Genomic DNA, 17,724 nt, shown 5'->3' on the forward strand with positions numbered 1-17,724 from the left:
GCATGGATCATGACGACCTCGGCCTCCGCCGCGTCGTCGTCCCCACCGGGGCGGCGCCGATCGTGGTGCACGCGGGTCGGCGGTCGGGGAGCCCCGTCGCCACGATCCTGCTGCACGGCGCGGCCGGGTCGTGGCGCACGTGGCGTCCGATGATCGCGGCGAGCGACCAGCTCCGCCTCCCCCTGTCGGACATCGTCGCGGTCGATCTGCCGGGCTGGGGCGAGACGCCGGGGCCGGTGCCGGAGCCGGCCGAGATCGCGGTGGCGGTAGCCGGCGTCGCCCGCGCACTCGGCTACCCGAGATGGCGCGTCGTCGGGCACTCGCTCGGGGGCGTGATCGCTCTCGACGTCGCCGCCCGCTTCCCCCGTGAGACCGTCGCGGTCGGGGTGGTCTCCCCCAGCGGCGCCGGTGCGCGCGCCGTCGCCCGGCGGCCGTTCCGTCAGGCTCCGAGGCTGCCGTGGTTGGCGGGGATGGTTCTCGCCATGCGGGTGTTGCGCGGTCTCGGCCCCCTCGCCCGCCCGCTGCTGCGCCTGCTGCGCCGCACGGGAGCGTTGCACAGCCTCTCTCGCCCGCTGTTCCGGCATCCGGAGAGCGTCAATCGGTCGGTGACCGACGATCTCGCCGACGAGATCCGTCCCTCGGCCTTCCTGTCCGCGGCCCACCTCTCTCGCGCGCACGACGACGGCGTGTGGCGACGCATCTCGTGCCCGGTACGCTCCGTCCGGGGTGCGGGCGATGTCTTCGTCGCCGAGCGCGACGCCCGCCAGTGGGAGCGACTGATGCGCGACTACGACGACCGTGTTCTGGAAGAGAGCGGGCACTTCGCCCACGTCGAGCAACCGGTCGAGACCCTGCGCGCGCTGCGCGAGGTGTGGGCTGCGGACCGCGCCCCGGCATCGCGCGGAAGAGGAGGAAGATCCGGCGGCTCCTCTGCGCGTCGAACGGGGTTCAGGGCAGACGCGAGATCGTGACCCGCCGCGGGGCGTCGGCGTCGAGTTCGACGGTGTGCACGGCGATCTCGCCGCAGGCGTTGTCGACCCCGCGTCCCCCGACCTGACGGTCGATCTCGATCTCCCACCACGTGTCGGCGAGGTACTCCGCGACGCCGCGGCCCCACTCCACGATCACCGCGGAACCCGCGACGTCGATGTCGAGGTCGTCGAGCTCGACCGCGGCCCCCAGTCGATAGGCGTCGACGTGCACGAGCGGGGTGCCCCCGACCAACGAGGGATGGGTGCGGGCGATCACGAAGGTGGGGCTCTGGACGGGACCCCGGATGCCGAGCCCCTCGCCGATCCCCCGGGTCAGGGTCGTCTTGCCGGCGCCGAGGGGCCCGGTCAGCACGACCACGTCGCCCGGGGCGAGTGCGCGGCCGATCTGCCGGCCCAGCTCCTCCATGTCGCTCGGACTCTCGATCACCCGCTCGCCGAGCAGTGCGTCGGGAACACTCACGCGCGGACCTCCCGTCGGGGCACGCGAACGCCCACGCGCGTGACGATCTCGTAGTCGATGGTGTCGGCGGCATCCGCCCAGTCCCGCGCCGAAGGCACGCCCAGGGTCGGGTCTCCGAAGAGGACGACCTCGTCGCCCACCGCGACCGGGTGGTCGCCCACGTCGACGACGAACTGGTCCATCGCGATGCGTCCGGCCACGGTGAACCGGCGGCCGTTGATCGAGACCGGCCCCCGACCCGAAGCCTGCCGGGGCACGCCGTCGGCGTAGCCGAGGGGGACCAGCGCGAGCGTCGTCTCGCGGTCGGTGCGGTAGTCGTATCCGTAGGACACCCCCGTGCCCGCAGGAACCCGCCGGACGGCCGCGACCGCGCCACGCAGGGTCATAGCCGGGCGCAGGCCCAAGTCGGCCGACGAGCGATGCTCGAACGGGGAGATGCCGTACAGACCGATGCCGATCCGCACGCACCCGAGCCGGGTCTCGGGTAGCGCGATGGCCGCGTTCGTGGCCGCGATGTGCCGCAGCGGCGGATTCAGCCCCACGGATGCCGCGAGCACCACTCCTTCTTCGAACCGGGCCAGAGCGGCGCGATCGTCGGCCTCGCTCGTGTTCGACAGGTGCGAGAACAGCCCGACCACGCGCAGCCGGCCGATGCGCTCGAGACGCGCGGCCTCGGAGAACACCATGCGCCAATCGGCGGGGGCGATGCCGTTTCGAGACAGCCCGGTCTCGATCTTGAGGTGCACGGTCGCGGGCCGCTCACCGTGAGCGGCATCGGCCGCACGGAGCAGCTGGTCGATGTCGGAGATACCGAGCTCGATCTCTTCGCGCACGGCCTCGACGAACGATGCGCCCGGAGCGTGCAGCCAGGCGAAGAGCGGGGCGGTGATGCCGGCGCGGCGCAGAGCCAGCGCCTCGTCGATGTCGGACACGCCGATGCGCGTCGCCCCTCCGCGAAGCGCGGCGACGGCCGTGCGGTGGGCTCCGTGCCCGTACCCGGCGGCCTTGACGACCGCGATGATCTCCGACCCCGTCAACGCGCGCAGATGACGGACGTTCTCGGTGATCGCATCGACGTCGATCACCGCCTCGCGCAGCACTCCCGGTGCCATCGTCATGCGTCGTCCTCTCGAGTGGGCGGATTCACGGATGCCGGGGCCTCGGCGCCCGCACGGGATTCGGCGATGACATACGCCGTCGCCAGCCCCGCGTCGTGCGACATCGACAGATGCAGGGCCGTGATCCCCCGGCGGGCGACCGTGGCGGCCGTCTCGCCGCTGAGCGAGAAGACCGGACGTCCCGACGCCTCCGAGGTGACCTCGATGTCGATCCAGTGCACGCCGTCGGACCCGCCCAGCGCCTTGATCAGGGCTTCTTTCGCCGCGTACCGCGCCGCCAGGGAGCGGGGCTTGAGCGTCCGCTCGGTCGCCGAGAATAGGCGGGGAATCAGCCGAGGGGTACGCCGCAGATGCTCCTCGAACCGCGGAACGTCGACGAGGTCGACGCCGATACCGACGATCACGTGCGCTCCCCTCTCGACTTCCCTCTTATTCTGCCGGTGCCCGCAGACACCGAGACGACGAAGGGGCCGGATGCCACGGCATCCGGCCCCTTCGATGCGGTATTTATTCGACCGTCACCGACTTGGCGAGGTTGCGCGGCTGGTCCACGTCGAGCCCCTTCGCCTCGGCCAGGCCCATCGCGAAGATGTGCAGCGGCACGACGGCCAGGAGCGGCTCGAACATCGGCGCCGCCAACGGGATGCGCAGCACCTCGTCGGCCGCGGGGAGCACGGCGACGTCTCCCTCTTCGGCGATCGCGATGACACGGGCACCGCGGGCGCGGATCTCCTCGATGTTCGAGACGACCTTCTTGTGCATCTCGCCCGAGCCGCGGGGGCTGGGAACGACGACGAAGACCGGCTGACCGGGCTCGATGAGCGCGATCGGGCCGTGCTTGAGCTCACCGGCGGCGAAACCCTCGGCGTGGATGTAGGCGAGCTCTTTGAGCTTGAGCGCTCCTTCGAGCGCGATCGGGTAACCGACGTTGCGGCCGAGGAACAGCACCGATCGGGTGTCGGCCATCCAGTGCGCGAGCTGCTCGATCCGGGCCTGCTCGGTCTCGAGCACGCGCGCGATCTTGCCGGGCACCGCCTCGAGCTCGGTCACGGCCTCGACGGCGACGACCGGATCGACCGCACCGCGGACGCGGCCGACGTGCAGGGCGAGCAGGTAGAGCGCGGTGATCTGCGCGACGAATGCCTTCGTCGAGGCGACGGCGACCTCAGGACCCGCGTGCGTATAGACGATCGCGTCGGATTCGCGCGGGATCGTCGCCCCCTGGGTGTTGCAGATCGACAGGGTCTTGGCACCGCGCGAACGGGCGTACTTGACGGCCATCAGGGTGTCCATGGTCTCGCCCGACTGACTGATCGAGACGACCAGCGTGCGGGGGGTGAGCACGGGGTTGCGGTAGCGGAACTCGTGCGCCAACTCGACGTCGACGGGGACACGGGTCCAGGTCTCGAGGGCGTACTTGCCGACCATGCCCGCGTACGCTGCCGTGCCGCACGCGATGACGAGGATACGGTCGATGTCGGCGAGGAAGTCGTCCATGCCGTCGAGCTCGGGGATCTCGACCCGGCCCTCGTGGATGCGACCGCGGATGGTGTTGGCGACGGCCTCGGGCTCCTCCGAGACCTCTTTGGCCATGAACGATGACCAGCCGCCCTTCTCCGCGGCCGAGGCGTCCCAGGTGACCTCGAAAGCCTCGACCTCGACGGGGGCGCCCGAGAAGTCCGTGACCTCGACACCCTCGGGGGTGATGGCCACGATCTCGTCCTGGCCGATGGCCAGAGCATTGCGCGTGTGCTCGACGAAGGCGGCGACGTCGGAGCCGAGGAAGTTCTCTCCCTCGCCCAGACCGATCACGAGCGGCGAGTTGCGGCGGGCACCGACGACCAGGCCCGGGTGATCCTCGTGCATCGCGAGGAGCGTGTACGCCCCCTCGAGTCGCGACACGACCGAGCGGAACGCCTGCACCAGGTCTTTGGTGCGCGCGTACTCGCGACCGATCATGACCGCGGCGACCTCGGTGTCGGTCTCGCTGCGGAACGCGAAGCCGTCGCCGACGAGCTCGCTCTTGAGCTCGGCGAAGTTCTCGATGATGCCGTTGTGGATCACGGCGAGCTTGTCGTCGTCGGCCAGGTGCGGGTGGGCGTTGGCGTCGGTGGGTCCACCGTGCGTCGCCCAGCGCGTGTGACCGATGCCGGTGGTGCCGTTCGGCATGGGCGTGGACTCGAGGTCGTCACGCAGCACGGCGAGCTTTCCCGCGCGCTTGCGCATGTCGAGCCGCCCGTCGCCGTCGATCACGGCGATCCCGGCGGAGTCGTACCCCCGGTACTCCAGACGCGACAGACCCGCCAGAAGGATGTCCTGGCTCTGCCGAGGACCCACGTACCCGATGATTCCGCACATGGATTCGAGTCTACGTGGCGGGGCTGAGCAAACCCCTCCGCGGCCACTCGGGAGCCGGGCCCGAGCGATTCCGGAGCCGCACGACGGAGACCGGGTCGCTCCCGGGCCGGCCCGTTCAGAGCTTGCGGAGCAGCACGGTCTCGACCGTGTGGTCGGCACCCTTCTGAAGCACGAGCTTCGCGCGATGGCGCGTGGGCAGCACGTTCTCTTCGAGGTTCGGCAGGTTGATCTCGCGCCAGTATCCGAGCGCACGCTCGACGGCCTCTTCGTCGCTGATGTCGGCGAAGACCTTGAAGAACGAGGTCGGATTGGTGAAGGCGTTGTCGCGCAGCGCGAGGAAGCGGTCGACGTACCAGCGTTCGATGTGCGCGGCATCGGCATCGACGTAGATCGAGAAGTCGAACAGATCGCTGACGGCCACCTCGTTCGGCGACGGCGGCGGCTGGAGCACGTTCAGCCCCTCGACGATGACGACGTCGGGTCGATGAACCGTGACGTGCGCGTCGGGCATGATGTCGTATCGCACGTGGGAGTAGAACGGAGCCCGCGCCTCCTCCGCACCCGACTTCACCTCGCTGAGGAACTCCACGAGCGCCCGCCGGTCGTACGACTCCGGGAAGCCCTTGCGGTCCATGAGACCGCGCCGTTCCAACTCGGCGTTCGAATAGAGGAATCCGTCGGTGGTCACCAGCTCCACCCGAGGGGTGTCGGGCCAGCGGCTCATCAGCTCGCGCAGCAGACGCGCGATGGTCGATTTGCCCACCGCCACCGACCCGGCGACTCCGATCACGAAAGGAGTCGTGGCGTCCGGCTCCCCCAGGAAGGTGCTCGTGTCGGCACCGAGCCGACGGGTGGCCCGCGCGTAGAGGCTCAACAGACGACTCAACGGCAGGTAGACCTCGGCGACCTCGCGGGGGTCCAGCCGGTCTCCGATGCCGCGCAACTGCACGATCTCGTTCTCGGTCAGCGGCTGCTCCAGCCCACCGGCCATGCGAGCCCAGTCGTCGCGGTCGATCTGACGGTAGGGGCTCAGCGACGGCGCGGGAGCTGCGGTCTCGGTCTCGGCGGCGGACACCCGCTCATGCTACCCGGGGCGTCACCCTCCCCCGCCGACCCCGGCCGTCTCTCCGCGGCCACTACGCTCGGGTCGTGCGCCTGGGAGTCCTCGACATCGGTTCGAACACCGTCCACCTGCTCGTCGCGAACGCCCGGGCGGGAGGACGACCGACCGCCACCACCTCGCACCGCTCCGTGCTCCGGCTGATGCGCTACCTGCTGCCCGACGGGTCCATCTCGCAGGAGGGCGTGCGGGGACTGGTGGATGCCGTGACCGCAGCGCGCGATCGCGCCCGCGCCGAGCGGGTCGACGAGCTCCTCGCCACGGCCACCTCCGCGGTGCGCGACGCGGCCAACGGAGAGGAGGTCATCGCCCTCATCGAGGAAGCGCTCGGACAGCCCCTCCAGGTTCTGGGCGGAGAGACCGAAGCCCGCTTCACCTACCTCGCGGTGAGGCGCTGGTTCGGCTGGTCGGCGGGGCAGATCCTGCTGTTCGACATCGGCGGCGGCTCCCTCGAGATCGCGGGCGGCGCCGACGAGCTCCCCGATCTCGCCGAGTCCGTGCCGCTCGGCGCGGGACGCTCCACGGTGCAGTTCCTCCCCCACGACCCTCCCAGCGGCGAGGAGATCGACGCGCTGCGTCAGCACGCGGCATCCGTCCTCGCCCCCGTCGCCGAGCGCTTCGCCGCCCTCCCGCGCCCCGACCACGTGGTGGGGTCGTCCAAGGCCATCCGATCGCTCGCGAAACTGGCGGGCTATCCCGTCCCCGGCTGGTCGGGCATCGACCGCATGGTGCTGCCTCGCAGAGAGCTGAAGGACTGGATCCCGCGGCTCGCTCGCATCCCCGCCGACGCACGCGAGGCCCTGCCGGGCATCACCGCCGACCGCACGTTCCAGATCGTGGCCGCCGCGGTCGTCGTCGAGCGCGCCATGAAAGCGCTCGATGTCGAGGAGCTCGAGGTCTCACCCTGGGCGCTGCGCGAAGGCGTCCTGCTGCGCTACATCGAATCGCTCGAGTACTGATCACCGCGGCACCCCTTCGACGGGACCTCCGCGGACGCCAGCGCCGATCGAGGACGGGGCGGGCGCGCTCGACGCACGTCCGCCACGTCCTCCGGGGTCAGAGGGCGAGACGCTCCCGCACGACCTCGGCCAGCCGATCGGCGTGTGCGCGGGCGTCCTCTTCAGAGGCCGCTTCGACCATCACTCGCACGAGCTGCTCGGTGCCCGACGCGCGCAGCAGCACACGACCGGAGTCGCCGAGCTCGGCCGTCGACGCGGCCACGGCTCGCTGGACGCCCTCGTCGCTCACGCCGTCGCGATCCACGCCGCGCACGTTCACCAGCACCTGCGGGTAGACGGTCATGATCGAGGCGAGCTCAGCCAGCGTCTTGTCCTGACGGGCCATCTCGGCCACGAGGTGCAGACCGGTCAAGAGGCCGTCACCGGTGGTGGCGAACTCGCTCATGATCACGTGTCCGGACTGCTCGCCGCCGAGGGAGTAGCCGCCCTCGTTCATCGCTTCGAGCACATAGCGGTCACCCACGCCGGTCTGCAGAACCCGGATGCCGTGGGCCTGCATCGCACGGTGGAGTCCCAGGTTGCTCATGACCGTCGCCACGAGCGTGTCATCGGCGAGCGCCCCGCGCTCCTTCATCGCGACCGCGAGGATCGCCATGATCTGATCGCCGTCGACGATCTTGCCCTGCGCGTCGACGGCGAGGCAGCGGTCGGCGTCGCCGTCGTGGGCGATGCCGACGTCGGCGCCCAGACGCACGACGGCCTCGGCGAGCACGTCGAGGTGCGTCGAGCCCACGCCGTCGTTGATGTTCAAGCCGTCGGGCTCGGCTCCGATGACCGTCACCTGGGCGCCCGCGTCCTTGAAGGTCTCGGGCGACACGCCCGCCGCCGCGCCGTGGGCGCAGTCGAGGACGACATGGATGCCGTCGAGACGGTGCGGCAGAGACCCGAGAAGGTGCAGCACGTAGCGGTCCTCGGCGTCGGCGAAACGACGAATGCGCCCGACTCCCGCGCCGGTGGGCTGCAGCCGCTCGCCTTCGAGGGCGCTCTCGATGCGCTGCTCGACGATGTCGGGCAGCTTGGTTCCGCCACGGGCGAAGATCTTGATGCCGTTGTCAGGGGCCGGGTTGTGCGACGCCGACACCATCACGCCGAAGTCGGCGTCGTGGTCGGCGATGAGGAACGCGGTGGCTGGGGTGGGGATGACGCCGGCGTCGAGAACGTCGACACCGGAGGAGGCCAGGCCTGCGGCGACCGCGGCCGAGAGGAACTCCCCCGAGACACGCGGGTCGCGCGCGACGACGGCCGTGAGGCGACGGCCCTCGGCCTTGCGCGCTTCCGCAGAACGGCCCTGGCCCAGGACGACAGCAGTCGCCTGGGCCAGGTGCAGCGCGAGTTCGGCGGTGAGGAGGCCGTTGGCCAGCCCCCGCACCCCGTCCGTGCCGAAGAGAGGCATACGGAGGATCGAACTCAGCGCTTGGAGTACTGAGGCGCCTTGCGGGCCTTCTTGAGACCGGCCTTCTTGCGCTCCTTGACGCGAGCGTCACGCGAGAGGAAGCCGGCCTTCTTGAGGGTCGGGCGGTTGTTCTCGGCGTCGATCTCGTTGAGCGCGCGAGCGATGCCCAGGCGCAGCGCGCCGGCCTGACCCGAGGGGCCACCACCGGAGATGCGCGCGATCACGTCGTACGAGCCGGCGAGCTCGAGCACCGTGAACGGGTCGTTGATCAGCTGCTGGTGCAGCTTGTTCGGGAAGTAGTCCTCGATCGTGCGGCCGTTGACCGTGATCGTGCCCGAGCCGGGAACGAGACGCACGCGGGCGATTGCCTGCTTGCGACGGCCCACGGCTGCGCCGGGAACCGAGAGCACGGGGCGCTCGGTGGCGACGACCGACTGCTCGGCCGGCGTCTCGGTGCTGTAGTTGCTGGAGTCGATGTTCGACACTGTTTCGTCCTTATCCGGCGGCGCTTACTGGGCGACCTGGTCGAAGGTGTATGCCGTGGGCTGCTGAGCACCGTGGGGGTGCTCGGCGCCGCGGTAGACCTTGAGCTTCTTGAGCTGCGCCGCGCCGAGGCTGTTCTTGGGCAGCATGCCGCGGATGGCCTTCTCGACCGCGCGGACAGGGTTCTTCTCGAGGAGTTCGTCGTAGGTGACGGACTTCAGTCCGCCCGGGAAGCCCGAGTGGCGGTAGGCCTTCTTCTGAGTGAGCTTCTGGCCCGTGAGCGCGACCTTTTCGGCGTTGATCACGATGACGAAGTCACCAGAGTCGATGTGGTTGGCGAAGGTCGCCTTGTGCTTGCCGCGGAGGAGGACCGCCGCGTGCGAGGCCAGACGGCCGAGAACGACGTCGGTGGCGTCGATAACGACCCACTCGCGCGTGACCTCAGCGGCCTTGGGGGTGAAAGTGCGCGTCACAGTAGTGCTGCTTTCTTGATCGAACGGAGGAGTTCGTGAATCCCGCTCCGGTGGTCCGTTACCCCGCCGATGGCGGGAGAACAGGGCCGGTGGAGGGCTCACGTTCGGGCGACCCGCTCGCAGAGAGGCGGGCACCAAAGATCGAGACTACGCCATTCGGATGCGATGACCAAACGCTGCCGCCTCCGCCCGGCGGGAATCGCGCCCCTCACTCCGCCCCGGCACGGGACTCCTCCTGCGCCCTCACGCGCAGATGCCCCGCCACCGATCGGGTGGCGGGGCATCTCGGCATCCGTCGCGTCCTCCGCGGGTGCGGGCGAGAGTGGGGACGCGCGCGGCGGCGGGGTCAGCGCTTCAGGAAGTCGATCAGCACGCGGTTGAACTCGTCCGCGTGACTGACGTTGACGCCGTGGGGCGCTCCGGCGACCACGTGCAGCTCGCTGCCGGCGATCGCCTCGTGGGTGCGCTTGCCCGACCCCTCGAAGGGCACGGTTCCGTCGCTGTCACCGTGGATGACGAGGGCCGGCACCGTCACGTTCGGCAGGTCTTCGCGGAAGTCCGTCGTCGCGAAGGCCTCCATCGACTTCAGGGCGGCGTGGTGGTCGGCCTGGTTGGCCAGCCGCTCGGCCTCGGCGCGCTCGGCCTCCGGGACGGCGAGAGTGCCGTCGACGGAGAAGAAGTCGGTGGTGAACTGGTGATAGAACGCCTTCTCGTCGCCCTTCAGACCCTGCTTCATCTCGTCCGCGGTCGCGTCGTCGAGCGGACCCTCGGGGTTGTCGTCGGTCTGGGCCAGGTACGGCGGAACCGCGGCCGCGAAGACGACGCTGTGCACACGGTCGGATCCGTGACGGGTCAGGTAGCGGGCGACCTCACCACCGCCCATCGAGAAGCCGACGAGCGTGACGTCGCGCAGGTCGAGAGCCTCGAGCACAGCCTCCAGGTCGTTGCTGAAGGTGTCGTAGTCGTAACCGGTGTGCGGCTTGTCGCTGCGCCCGAAACCGCGACGGTCGTAGGTCACGACGCGGTAGCCTGCGGCTTCGAGGGCGGGCACCTGGTGAGCCCAGGACTCACCCGAGAGGGGCCAGCCGTGGATGAGGACGACGGCGCGGCCCGTGCCGCCGGTGTCGTCGACGTGGAGGTCGATGTCGGTCAGAAGTCCGTGGTGTGCGGTGATCTCGCTCATGGCAGCCATGGTTCGAGTCGAAGCTGGACGCAAGGGAGCGGTTGACGCACCGCGGCCGGCTTGGTATTGACCGCGACGGCAGCGTCGGCTGGCAGAACCGCGCACTCGGCGCAACCCCGAACGAACACCGAAGCGAGACGGGGCGCTCTCACTACACTCGGTGCATGAGCCACGCCTCCGACGGTCATAGTCCTGGCGCCCGGGTGACCCCGGGCGATGTCCTCCCCCTCGTCACGGTGGTGCCCCGGTGAACGATCTCGCGCTCAACATCGTGCTGGTCGTGGTCTTCGTTCTGGTCGGCGGCGTCTTCGCGGCGACCGAAATGGCCCTGGTCACCCTTCGCGAGAGTCAGGTGAACGCCCTCGCAGCCCGCGGTCGGCGTGGCCAGAAGGTCGCCGACCTCGCGCGCAACCCCAACACGTTCCTCTCCGCCGTGCAGATCGGGGTGACGGTGGCCGGGTTCGCCTCCGCAGCGTACGGCGCGTCATCGATCGCCCCGTCCGTCACGCCCCTCTTCACCAACCTCGGCCTCGACCAGGGCGCCGCCGCCACGATCGCCACGATCACGTTGACCCTCGTCATCGCGTATCTGTCGCTCGTGCTCGGCGAACTGGTCCCCAAGCGCCTCGCCATCCAGCGCAACGCCGCGTTCGCCTACGCCGTCGCCCCGGTGCTGAACGGCTTCGCGAAGCTCATGCGACCGGTGATCTGGCTGCTGTCGATCTCGACCAACGTGCTCGTCCGCCTGCTCGGAGGCGATCCGAACAAGACCGGCGAGGAACTGACCGACGAGGAGTTGCGCGACATCGTCTCGAGCCACGAAGGGCTCCCCGCCGACGAGCGCCGCATCCTCGACGACGTCCTCTCGCTCCGGGACCGCCACGTCAGCGAGGTCATGCGCCCTCGACCCGAGGTCGTGACCCTCGACGCCGGCGGCACGATCGCCGACGCCTACGAGCAGGTCCGCGACCTGCCCTTCTCGCGCTATCCGGTGGCGGAGCAGACCATCGACGACGTCGTCGGCTTCGTCCACGTGCGCGACCTCACCGACGACCCGGAGCGCGCCCTGAGCGCGGTCATGCGTGAGATCCGCTACATCCCGTCGACCGCCCGCGTTCTGCCGACGCTCACCGCGATGCGCGCCGAGGGCAGCCACATCGCCGTCGTCGTCGACGAGTACGGCGGCACCGACGGCATCGTGACCCTCGAAGACCTCGTCGAGGAGGTCGTGGGAGAGATCTTCGACGAGTACGACACGGATGCCGAGCAGCCCCTGTCGGAGGGAGAGCACGGGACCGTCGAGGGGCGGCTGAACCTCCAGGACTTCGAGGAGGCGACGGGTGTCGCACTGGCGCGCGGAGCCTCCGACACCGTCGGCGGGTTCGTGGTCGAGCGTCTGGGTCGCCTCGCCCACGTCGGCGATGTCGTCGAGGTGGACGGCGCGACGCTGCAGGTGAGCGCGGTCGACCGACGTCGCGTAGCGGAGCTGCTGGTGACCCGGCATCCCGTCGATGCAACCGGTGACGGCGGCGAGCGCACCGATCGAGCATGATCATCCCGGCGTGAGCCGACGGCACGAACCCGTCGGCTCGCGCGCAGAGGGCGACCAGGCGCGGTCGCCGCTGAGGGGAGCGCTCGGTGCACCGGGCTCGAGATGGTGCCCGCCCAACGAGGAAGCGGCCTCGTCGCTGCGATGGGTCACGCGCCTCCTGTTGCGATGTCTCGCGGCCGAGTGTCCGGGCCTGACATCCTCGATCCACCCGAGCGATTGCGGGCAATTTGGTTGTGCACAACCAAGTTGTGTGCAATAGTTTCCTCATGCCCGCCGTCGATCAGCTCGTGTGCTTCGCGCTCTACGCCGCCAACCGCACGACGACGCAGGCCTACCGCGCACTCCTCGAACCGTGGAACCTCACCTACCCGCAGTACATCGCCCTGGTCACCCTGTGGAGCGACGGAGAGCAGACCGTCGGCAGCCTCGGCGAGGCGCTGCAGCTCGACTCCGGCACGCTCTCCCCCATGCTCGCCCGCATGGAGAACGCCGGGTACCTCACCCGTACGCGCCGCACCGATGACGAACGCGTGGTGACCGTGTCGCTGACCGAGCGAGGCATCGCCCTGCGCACCGAGCTGGCCCACGTCCCGCGCTGCATCGCCGCGGGCTCCGGCCTCACCGACGCCAGCAGCGCCCGTGAACTGATCGATGCGCTGCATCGACTCACCGACGCCATGAAAGACCTGCGCGATCACCCCGATGACGTGCGCGACGCCGACGCGGCGCGCCACCCGGCCTGACGACCGCACCCCCACCGTCCCTAGAAAGGAACACCATGGACGTTCTCTACACCGCCGAAGCCGTCTCCACCGGCCAGGGCCGCCTCGGCCACGTGACCGCCGGCACGTACATCGACCTCGACGTCGCTCCCCCCAAGGAGCTCGGCGGCTCCGGCGCCGGCACCAACCCCGAGCAGTTGTTCGCCGCCGGGTACGCCGCATGCTTCCACGGCGCCCTGCACTCCGTCGCCCGCGCGCACAAGGTCAAGATCGAGGACTCCTCGGTCGGCGGCCGCGTCCACATCGGCCCCAACGGCCAGGGCGGCTACCAGCTGGCCGTGCTGCTCGAGGTCGTTCTGCCCGGTATCGAGAGCGATCTCGCCCAGCAGCTCGCCGACGAGGCCCACCAGGTCTGCCCCTACTCGAACGCGACGCGCGGCAACATCGAGGTCACCGTCACCGTCTCGGAGGACTGACCTCTCCCGAACCCCGGGGCGAGGCGCTGAGCCCCACGTATCGCGCCTCGTCCCGGCCTGCCGCCCCTCACCCCGGGGCGGCTTCGTCGTCTCGGCGTACAGTGACTGTCGTGATCCGGGTGATTGTCGTCGACGATGAGGCGCTCGTCCGTTCCGGCTTCGCCTTCATCCTCAACGCGGCGGACGACATCGAGGTGGTCGCCGCGGTCGGCGGACCCGACGCTCTCGCCGCCATCCGCACCCTCCATCCCGACGTCGTCCTCCTCGACATCCGGATGCCGGAGCTCAGCGGCCTCGACATCCTCGCCGCACTGCGAGACGACCCGGATCGGCCCGTGGTCGGCATCCTGACGACGTTCGCGGCCGACGAGTCCATCACCCGGGCCCTGCGAGACGGTGCTTCCGGCTTCCTCGTGAAGGACACCGATCCCGCCTGCCTCGCGGCGATGGTGCGCTCTCTCGCCGCGGGTGGGGTCGTCCTGTCGCCGGAGGTCTCCCGCGCTCTGGTCGACGGTTACGCGGGAAGACCCGACCTCGACGCCGCGCGTCGTGTCGCTCTCCTGACCGACCGCGAGCGCGACGTCCTCGAGTGGCTCCCCACCGGCGACTCGAACGCCGACATCGGTCGTCGGCTGCACCTGAGCTCCGCGACGGTCAAAGACCACGTCAGCTCGATCCTGGGCAAGCTGTCGGTGTCGTCGCGGGTCGAGGCCGCCCTCATCGCGGAACGGGCCAGCTCTCCGGCTGAACGACGCTGACGCGAGCAGGGACGGCTCAGATCAACCGGAGCTCGCCCTCCGTCATGCCGTACGAGCGACGCAGCCACTGCCCGAAGCCCGGTTGGGCGAGGCAGGCCGCTGCGGTGTCGCACGTGACCACGGGGTCCTGCGCCGCATAGGTCGCGTAGACCTCGACCTTCGCATCGAGGACCTCCCCCTCGACGTTGATCGGCTCGTGCTGCGAGGGATAACCGATGTAGTAGGTGACGGCCCCCGGCGCGATCCCGACGACCGGCGCCACCGCTCGAACCAATGATCCGACGCACGAGTGGTCGGGGTGGTCCCCCCGCGCGAACGCGCTCTCGTGCGGGATGTTCGTCGTGACGTGGTCGGGGCGTGCGGCGTGGATCAGCTCCGCGACGGTCTCCGAAAGACGGCGCGCATCGAGCGTCGGACCGTCGTCGATCGGAGCGAGGGCGGGCACCGTGCCGTTGATGAGCTGGGTGAGACCGGCCTCGCCCGTCGTCGCGAAGCCCTTCCCGCTGAGGTTGCCGTCCGGCAGACGCAGAACGGTGATCGACAGACGAGGATCGTCTGCGGGCACGAAACGCGTGACCCGCGCGCCGCTTCGAAGCGTCAGCTGGGTGGTGTCCCACGGTTGGGTGCTGCCGCGCATCTCGTCGTACGCGGCTCGGATGCCCGCCTCGCGCTGTTGCGCATAAGCGAGGCCCCGGCCGGCGTCGCCCGCGGTCACGAAGATGGTGCGCAGCGTCGCCCCCGAGCCGATGATCCCCGCGAGGTGGGGGTTGGCGAAGATGATGTCGTCGTCGGCGTGGGCCCAGACCGCCACGGTCGTGTCGTCGCCGGGCTCCTCGAAGGCGGGAGAGACGGGACGCGGCGAAGCATCGGGCACCGGCACGATGGGGCTGAGCTTGACCCAGGTCCCCTCCGGAGGCGCCGAGCGCCGGATCTCGCGATAGACGAGAGCTCCGCCCCCGAGCACGGCGAGTCCGCCGACGGCGACGCCACCGAACACCAGCGCTCTCCGGGATATCCCGGACCGACGCGGCGTTGCCGATTCACCGGGTGCCCGATCGGCACCCGAAGGCTCGTCGATGTCACTCACGGCGACTCCGTCCTGTACTTCGCCCCCCGGCGACGGATTGCGGGTTTTTCCACGCCCTCGGGCGCCCTCCGACGTTATCGCGGCGGTCGGTCTTTACGAACTCGAAACCCCGCAGCCCCGCCACCCGGCGGGGTGGGGCGAACCCCTTCGGCGGATCACGTTCCCACGTCACCGACAGGCACATCGGCGTCACGCACCAGACGCATCGGCGATGCTCAGCGCGCACCTAACGAAGGTGACAACACTCCCCCTATGCAGACGTCCACACCGCCGCGGTCACTGTCGCCCGTAGCCCTGCGCATCCGCGCCGTCCTGAACGAGTGGGATCCGATCGGAGTCCATCACATCGGTCAAGGATGGCCCGACGACGAATACGACGACCTGATCCTGCCCATCCTCGAAGCCCTCGACGCACGCCCCTCCGTCGACGAATTGGCCGCTGAACTGCGCACCGTCGTCGAGAACGACTACGGCCTCCCCGCTCCCGAGGGCTGCCGGGAGACCGCGCGCTCCCTCCTCCACCTCCGCCTCTGACCGATAAACCCCGGCGCGGGCGGATGCAAGCCCTGCCGTTCGGTCACCCCGCCGTCATAACGTCCCCTCCATGGCAGATCTCTCCCGCCCGCAGACGCCCGATCCGTACCCCCTCCTTCCGTCCGTCCCATCATTCGACGTGGTCAGCGATGACGTCACCGATGGACAACCGCTCGCGGACGACCAGGTCGCCGACAAGGGCAACACCTCGCCCCAGCTCAGCTGGTCGAACGTCCCCGAAGGAACCAAGTCGTTCGTGATCACGGGCTTCGACCCCGACGCTCCCACCCCGAGCGGCTTCTGGCACTGGGTACTCGTCGACGTCCCGGCGGACGTGCGCGAGCTGGCATCCGGGGCCGCCTCGGGCGACCTCCCGGGCCACGCCTTCCACGTCCGCAACGACGGCGGCGAGGCAGGCTTCCTCGGAGCCGCTCCCCCGCAGGGCGACCAGCCCCACCGCTACTTCTTCGTCGTGCACGCCGTGAGCGAGGAATCGCTCGGCGTCGACGCCGATGCCACCCCGGCCGTCGTCTCGTTCAACCTGGCGTTCAAAACGCTCGGTCGGGCGATCCTCCACGGCACCTACCGGCACTGAGGTTCGGATCATGACCGAGCGCGGCGAGGGTTTCGACAAGGACCAGACCATCACCGGGGTCGAGGAGCGCCTTCGAGCGCGCTTCCCCGATGCGGAACCGGGAGTGGTGCACGAAGAGGCCGTCGTCGCGGTCGACAAGTACGCCGACGCGCCCGTGAAGGACTTCGTCGACATCATCGCCGAGCGCGAAGCACGAGCAGCGGTCGAGGATTCGCTCTCGAGCGAGTCCTGAACCCGCGGCGAACGCCGGTGCGGCTCAGCCCATCTGGAGTTCGGCTTCGGTCTTGGGGTAAGACCTCTGGAGCCACTCGCCGAACTTGCGGGTCTTCAGACACGCGTTGCGATCCGCGCAGCGGATCACCTGATCCTGCTGCGTGTAGATGCGGTACGTGTCGACCTTGGTGTCGAGCACCGCCCCTTCCAGGTTCCGAGGCAGGTTCTCGGAGGGGTACCCCACGAAGTACCGGATGCCGGGGCCCACGGCCGCGTCCGACGTCAGCGTGTCACGGACGAGAGCGCCGACGGCCGAATGATCGGGGTGGTCTCCGGGGGCGAAAGCGCTGCCCCGGGGGATATGGGTGAGGGTGCTCTGCGGAGCGAACGCGGAAGCCAGTTCCCGGATCGAACCCACGAGCTGATCCCGCGTCACCGCCGCTCCCCCGTCGACCGGGGCGAGCGAGGCCTCGGTTCCGTCGTAGAGCTTGCTCAGGGTTGCGTGCGCGGTCGCATCGAACCCGGCGCCCGTGATGTTGCCGTCCGGCAGCCGCAGATAGAGCACCGATAGACGCGGGTCGTCCCTCGGCGTCAGCCGCCGCACGTGCACGCCGGTACCGAGGGCGATCTCCGTGGCATCCCACTCACCGTCCTTGCCGCGCATGGCGTTGTACGCGCGCAGGATGCCGAGCTCCCGTGCCCGCACGTAGTCCATGCCCTTCCCCGCGTCTCCCGCCGTGACGAACACGGTGCGCACGCACCGGCCGGCGACGATCGCATCCGAGATGGTGGGGTTGGCGAAGATGATGTCGTCGTCGGGATGCGCCCAGATCGTCATCAGCGTCGACGACCCCTCGCATCCCTGGGCGGCCGGCGAGACCGGCGGCGGCGGGGGCGGGGTGGGGGTCGCCGACGTCGACGGCGACGGCGCGGAGGAAGAGGTCGTCTCGGGAGCCGGTGCGGGCGACGGGGTCGCCGCCGGCTCGGGCCGAAGCAGCGCGAACGCGAAGACACCGGCGACGGCGGTCACCACGAGAGCGGCGATCGCGATCGCCGCGATCAGACCGGCCTGCACCCGGAGAGGGCGACGCGGCGGCGACGCGGTGCGGGGCATCGGAACCTTTCGTGCGGGCGGCAATGGCGACCCCGCCGTGCGGCACGATCTCGCGGCAGCCGATCACGGCTGAT

The 17,724-nt window shown here is 69.9% G+C and carries 20 protein-coding genes; 9 read left to right on the plus strand and 11 right to left on the minus strand.

Features of this window, described 5'->3' with window-relative positions; genetic code table 11:
* Positions 1-2 precede the first annotated feature (2 nt).
* Positions 3-971: an alpha/beta fold hydrolase gene (locus tag QE454_RS01425; protein WP_210072287.1), complete on the plus strand. Its 969-nt coding sequence runs from the start codon at positions 3-5 to the stop codon at positions 969-971.
* Here the strand turns inward: QE454_RS01425 and tsaE are convergent.
* From tsaE to coaA, 5 genes are all read right to left on the minus strand, one after another.
* Entirely contained in the window at positions 949-1,452 is a 504-nt protein-coding gene (gene tsaE, locus QE454_RS01430; protein WP_267786164.1) for a tRNA (adenosine(37)-N6)-threonylcarbamoyltransferase complex ATPase subunit type 1 TsaE, read from the minus strand. The two genes, QE454_RS01425 and tsaE, sit on opposite strands and share 23 nt — an antisense overlap.
* Complete coding sequence (alr, locus tag QE454_RS01435) at positions 1,449-2,570, minus strand: alanine racemase (protein ID WP_210072288.1); 1,122 nt, start codon at positions 2,568-2,570, stop codon at positions 1,449-1,451. Before alr ends, tsaE begins: the two co-directional genes overlap by 4 nt.
* Entirely contained in the window at positions 2,567-2,974 is a 408-nt protein-coding gene (locus tag QE454_RS01440) for a holo-ACP synthase (RefSeq protein ID WP_210072289.1), read from the minus strand. The genes alr and QE454_RS01440 overlap by 4 nt, the downstream gene beginning before the upstream one ends.
* Before the next feature lie 103 nt (positions 2,975-3,077).
* On the minus strand, positions 3,078-4,928 hold the full coding sequence (gene glmS / locus QE454_RS01445; RefSeq protein ID WP_307315150.1) for a glutamine--fructose-6-phosphate transaminase (isomerizing): 1,851 nt from the start codon (positions 4,926-4,928) through the stop codon (positions 3,078-3,080).
* 115 nt (positions 4,929-5,043) lie between these two features.
* Positions 5,044-6,003: a type I pantothenate kinase gene (coaA, locus tag QE454_RS01450; RefSeq protein ID WP_210072291.1), complete on the minus strand. Its 960-nt coding sequence runs from the start codon at positions 6,001-6,003 to the stop codon at positions 5,044-5,046.
* A 74-nt stretch (positions 6,004-6,077) separates the two neighbouring features.
* Here coaA and QE454_RS01455 point away from each other — a divergent pair, with 74 nt between their 5' ends.
* Positions 6,078-7,007, plus strand: coding sequence for a Ppx/GppA phosphatase family protein (locus QE454_RS01455; RefSeq protein ID WP_307458759.1), 930 nt, complete (start codon positions 6,078-6,080; stop codon positions 7,005-7,007).
* Between the two features lie 97 nt (positions 7,008-7,104).
* Here the strand turns inward: QE454_RS01455 and glmM are convergent, their stop codons facing one another.
* The 4 genes from glmM to QE454_RS01475 form a co-directional block, all read right to left on the minus strand.
* The gene (glmM, locus tag QE454_RS01460) at positions 7,105-8,460 is read right to left on the minus strand and encodes a phosphoglucosamine mutase (RefSeq protein WP_307315145.1); all 1,356 of its coding nucleotides are present in this window, start codon (positions 8,458-8,460) and stop codon (positions 7,105-7,107) included.
* Between the two features lie 14 nt (positions 8,461-8,474).
* The gene (gene rpsI, locus QE454_RS01465) at positions 8,475-8,945 is read right to left on the minus strand and encodes a 30S ribosomal protein S9 (protein WP_013583923.1); all 471 of its coding nucleotides are present in this window, start codon (positions 8,943-8,945) and stop codon (positions 8,475-8,477) included.
* Between the two features lie 24 nt (positions 8,946-8,969).
* Positions 8,970-9,416, minus strand: coding sequence for a 50S ribosomal protein L13 (rplM, locus tag QE454_RS01470; RefSeq protein WP_094734663.1), 447 nt, complete (start codon positions 9,414-9,416; stop codon positions 8,970-8,972).
* A gap of 346 nt (positions 9,417-9,762) precedes the next feature.
* Positions 9,763-10,599, minus strand: coding sequence for an alpha/beta fold hydrolase (locus tag QE454_RS01475; RefSeq protein ID WP_210072710.1), 837 nt, complete (start codon positions 10,597-10,599; stop codon positions 9,763-9,765).
* 247 nt (positions 10,600-10,846) lie between these two features.
* Here QE454_RS01475 and QE454_RS01480 point away from each other — a divergent pair, with 247 nt between their 5' ends.
* The 4 genes from QE454_RS01480 (at position 10,847) to QE454_RS01495 (ending at position 14,107) form a co-directional block, all read left to right on the plus strand.
* Positions 10,847-12,151, plus strand: coding sequence for a hemolysin family protein (locus QE454_RS01480; RefSeq protein WP_210072294.1), 1,305 nt, complete (start codon positions 10,847-10,849; stop codon positions 12,149-12,151).
* A gap of 266 nt (positions 12,152-12,417) precedes the next feature.
* Entirely contained in the window at positions 12,418-12,894 is a 477-nt protein-coding gene (locus QE454_RS01485; RefSeq protein ID WP_307458758.1) for a MarR family winged helix-turn-helix transcriptional regulator, read from the plus strand.
* A 35-nt stretch (positions 12,895-12,929) separates the two neighbouring features.
* Positions 12,930-13,349, plus strand: a complete 420-nt coding sequence (locus QE454_RS01490; protein ID WP_210072296.1) for an organic hydroperoxide resistance protein — start codon at positions 12,930-12,932, stop codon at positions 13,347-13,349.
* A 110-nt stretch (positions 13,350-13,459) separates the two neighbouring features.
* Positions 13,460-14,107: a response regulator transcription factor gene (locus QE454_RS01495; RefSeq protein WP_307458755.1), complete on the plus strand. Its 648-nt coding sequence runs from the start codon at positions 13,460-13,462 to the stop codon at positions 14,105-14,107.
* A 16-nt stretch (positions 14,108-14,123) separates the two neighbouring features.
* On the opposite strand, the gene QE454_RS01500 is transcribed toward QE454_RS01495, so the two are convergent.
* Positions 14,124-15,194, minus strand: coding sequence for a PIG-L family deacetylase (locus QE454_RS01500; protein WP_210072298.1), 1,071 nt, complete (start codon positions 15,192-15,194; stop codon positions 14,124-14,126).
* Between the two features lie 252 nt (positions 15,195-15,446).
* Here QE454_RS01500 and QE454_RS01505 point away from each other — a divergent pair, with 252 nt between their 5' ends.
* From QE454_RS01505 to QE454_RS01515, 3 genes are all read left to right on the plus strand, one after another.
* Positions 15,447-15,728 carry a hypothetical protein gene (locus tag QE454_RS01505; RefSeq protein ID WP_210072299.1) on the plus strand — a complete coding sequence of 94 codons (282 nt, stop codon included), beginning with the start codon at positions 15,447-15,449 and terminating at the stop codon, positions 15,726-15,728.
* Positions 15,729-15,798: 70 nt separating this feature from the next.
* Positions 15,799-16,323: a YbhB/YbcL family Raf kinase inhibitor-like protein gene (locus tag QE454_RS01510; RefSeq protein WP_210072300.1), complete on the plus strand. Its 525-nt coding sequence runs from the start codon at positions 15,799-15,801 to the stop codon at positions 16,321-16,323.
* Positions 16,324-16,333: 10 nt separating this feature from the next.
* Positions 16,334-16,555, plus strand: coding sequence for a three-helix bundle dimerization domain-containing protein (locus QE454_RS01515; RefSeq protein WP_210072301.1), 222 nt, complete (start codon positions 16,334-16,336; stop codon positions 16,553-16,555).
* 24 nt (positions 16,556-16,579) lie between these two features.
* Here the strand turns inward: QE454_RS01515 and QE454_RS01520 are convergent, their stop codons facing one another.
* Complete coding sequence (locus QE454_RS01520; RefSeq protein ID WP_307458749.1) at positions 16,580-17,650, minus strand: PIG-L family deacetylase; 1,071 nt, start codon at positions 17,648-17,650, stop codon at positions 16,580-16,582.
* Positions 17,651-17,724 lie beyond the last annotated feature (74 nt).

It is taken from the genome of Microbacterium sp. SORGH_AS_0454, from assembly GCF_031453395.1.
GTDB lineage: Bacteria > Actinomycetota > Actinomycetes > Actinomycetales > Microbacteriaceae > Microbacterium.

Bases quoted from the DNA above. Each gene is read 5' to 3' on its own strand.
- QE454_RS01515 (WP_210072301.1), top strand. From the start codon at position 16,334: ATGACCGAGCGCGGCGAGGGTTTCGACAAGGACCAGACCATCACCGGG.
- QE454_RS01520 (WP_307458749.1), bottom strand. From the start codon at position 17,650: ATGCCCCGCACCGCGTCGCCGCCGCGTCGCCCTCTCCGGGTGCAGGCC.
- QE454_RS01490 (WP_210072296.1), top strand. From the start codon at position 12,930: ATGGACGTTCTCTACACCGCCGAAGCCGTCTCCACCGGCCAGGGCCGC.
- glmS (WP_307315150.1), bottom strand. From the start codon at position 4,928: ATGTGCGGAATCATCGGGTACGTGGGTCCTCGGCAGAGCCAGGACATC.
- QE454_RS01485 (WP_307458758.1), top strand. From the start codon at position 12,418: ATGCCCGCCGTCGATCAGCTCGTGTGCTTCGCGCTCTACGCCGCCAAC.
- QE454_RS01425 (WP_210072287.1), top strand. From the start codon at position 3: ATGGATCATGACGACCTCGGCCTCCGCCGCGTCGTCGTCCCCACCGGG.
- QE454_RS01505 (WP_210072299.1), top strand. From the start codon at position 15,447: ATGCAGACGTCCACACCGCCGCGGTCACTGTCGCCCGTAGCCCTGCGC.
- alr (WP_210072288.1), bottom strand. From the start codon at position 2,570: ATGACGATGGCACCGGGAGTGCTGCGCGAGGCGGTGATCGACGTCGAT.
- glmM (WP_307315145.1), bottom strand. From the start codon at position 8,460: ATGCCTCTCTTCGGCACGGACGGGGTGCGGGGGCTGGCCAACGGCCTC.
- QE454_RS01475 (WP_210072710.1), bottom strand. From the start codon at position 10,599: ATGAGCGAGATCACCGCACACCACGGACTTCTGACCGACATCGACCTC.
- QE454_RS01510 (WP_210072300.1), top strand. From the start codon at position 15,799: ATGGCAGATCTCTCCCGCCCGCAGACGCCCGATCCGTACCCCCTCCTT.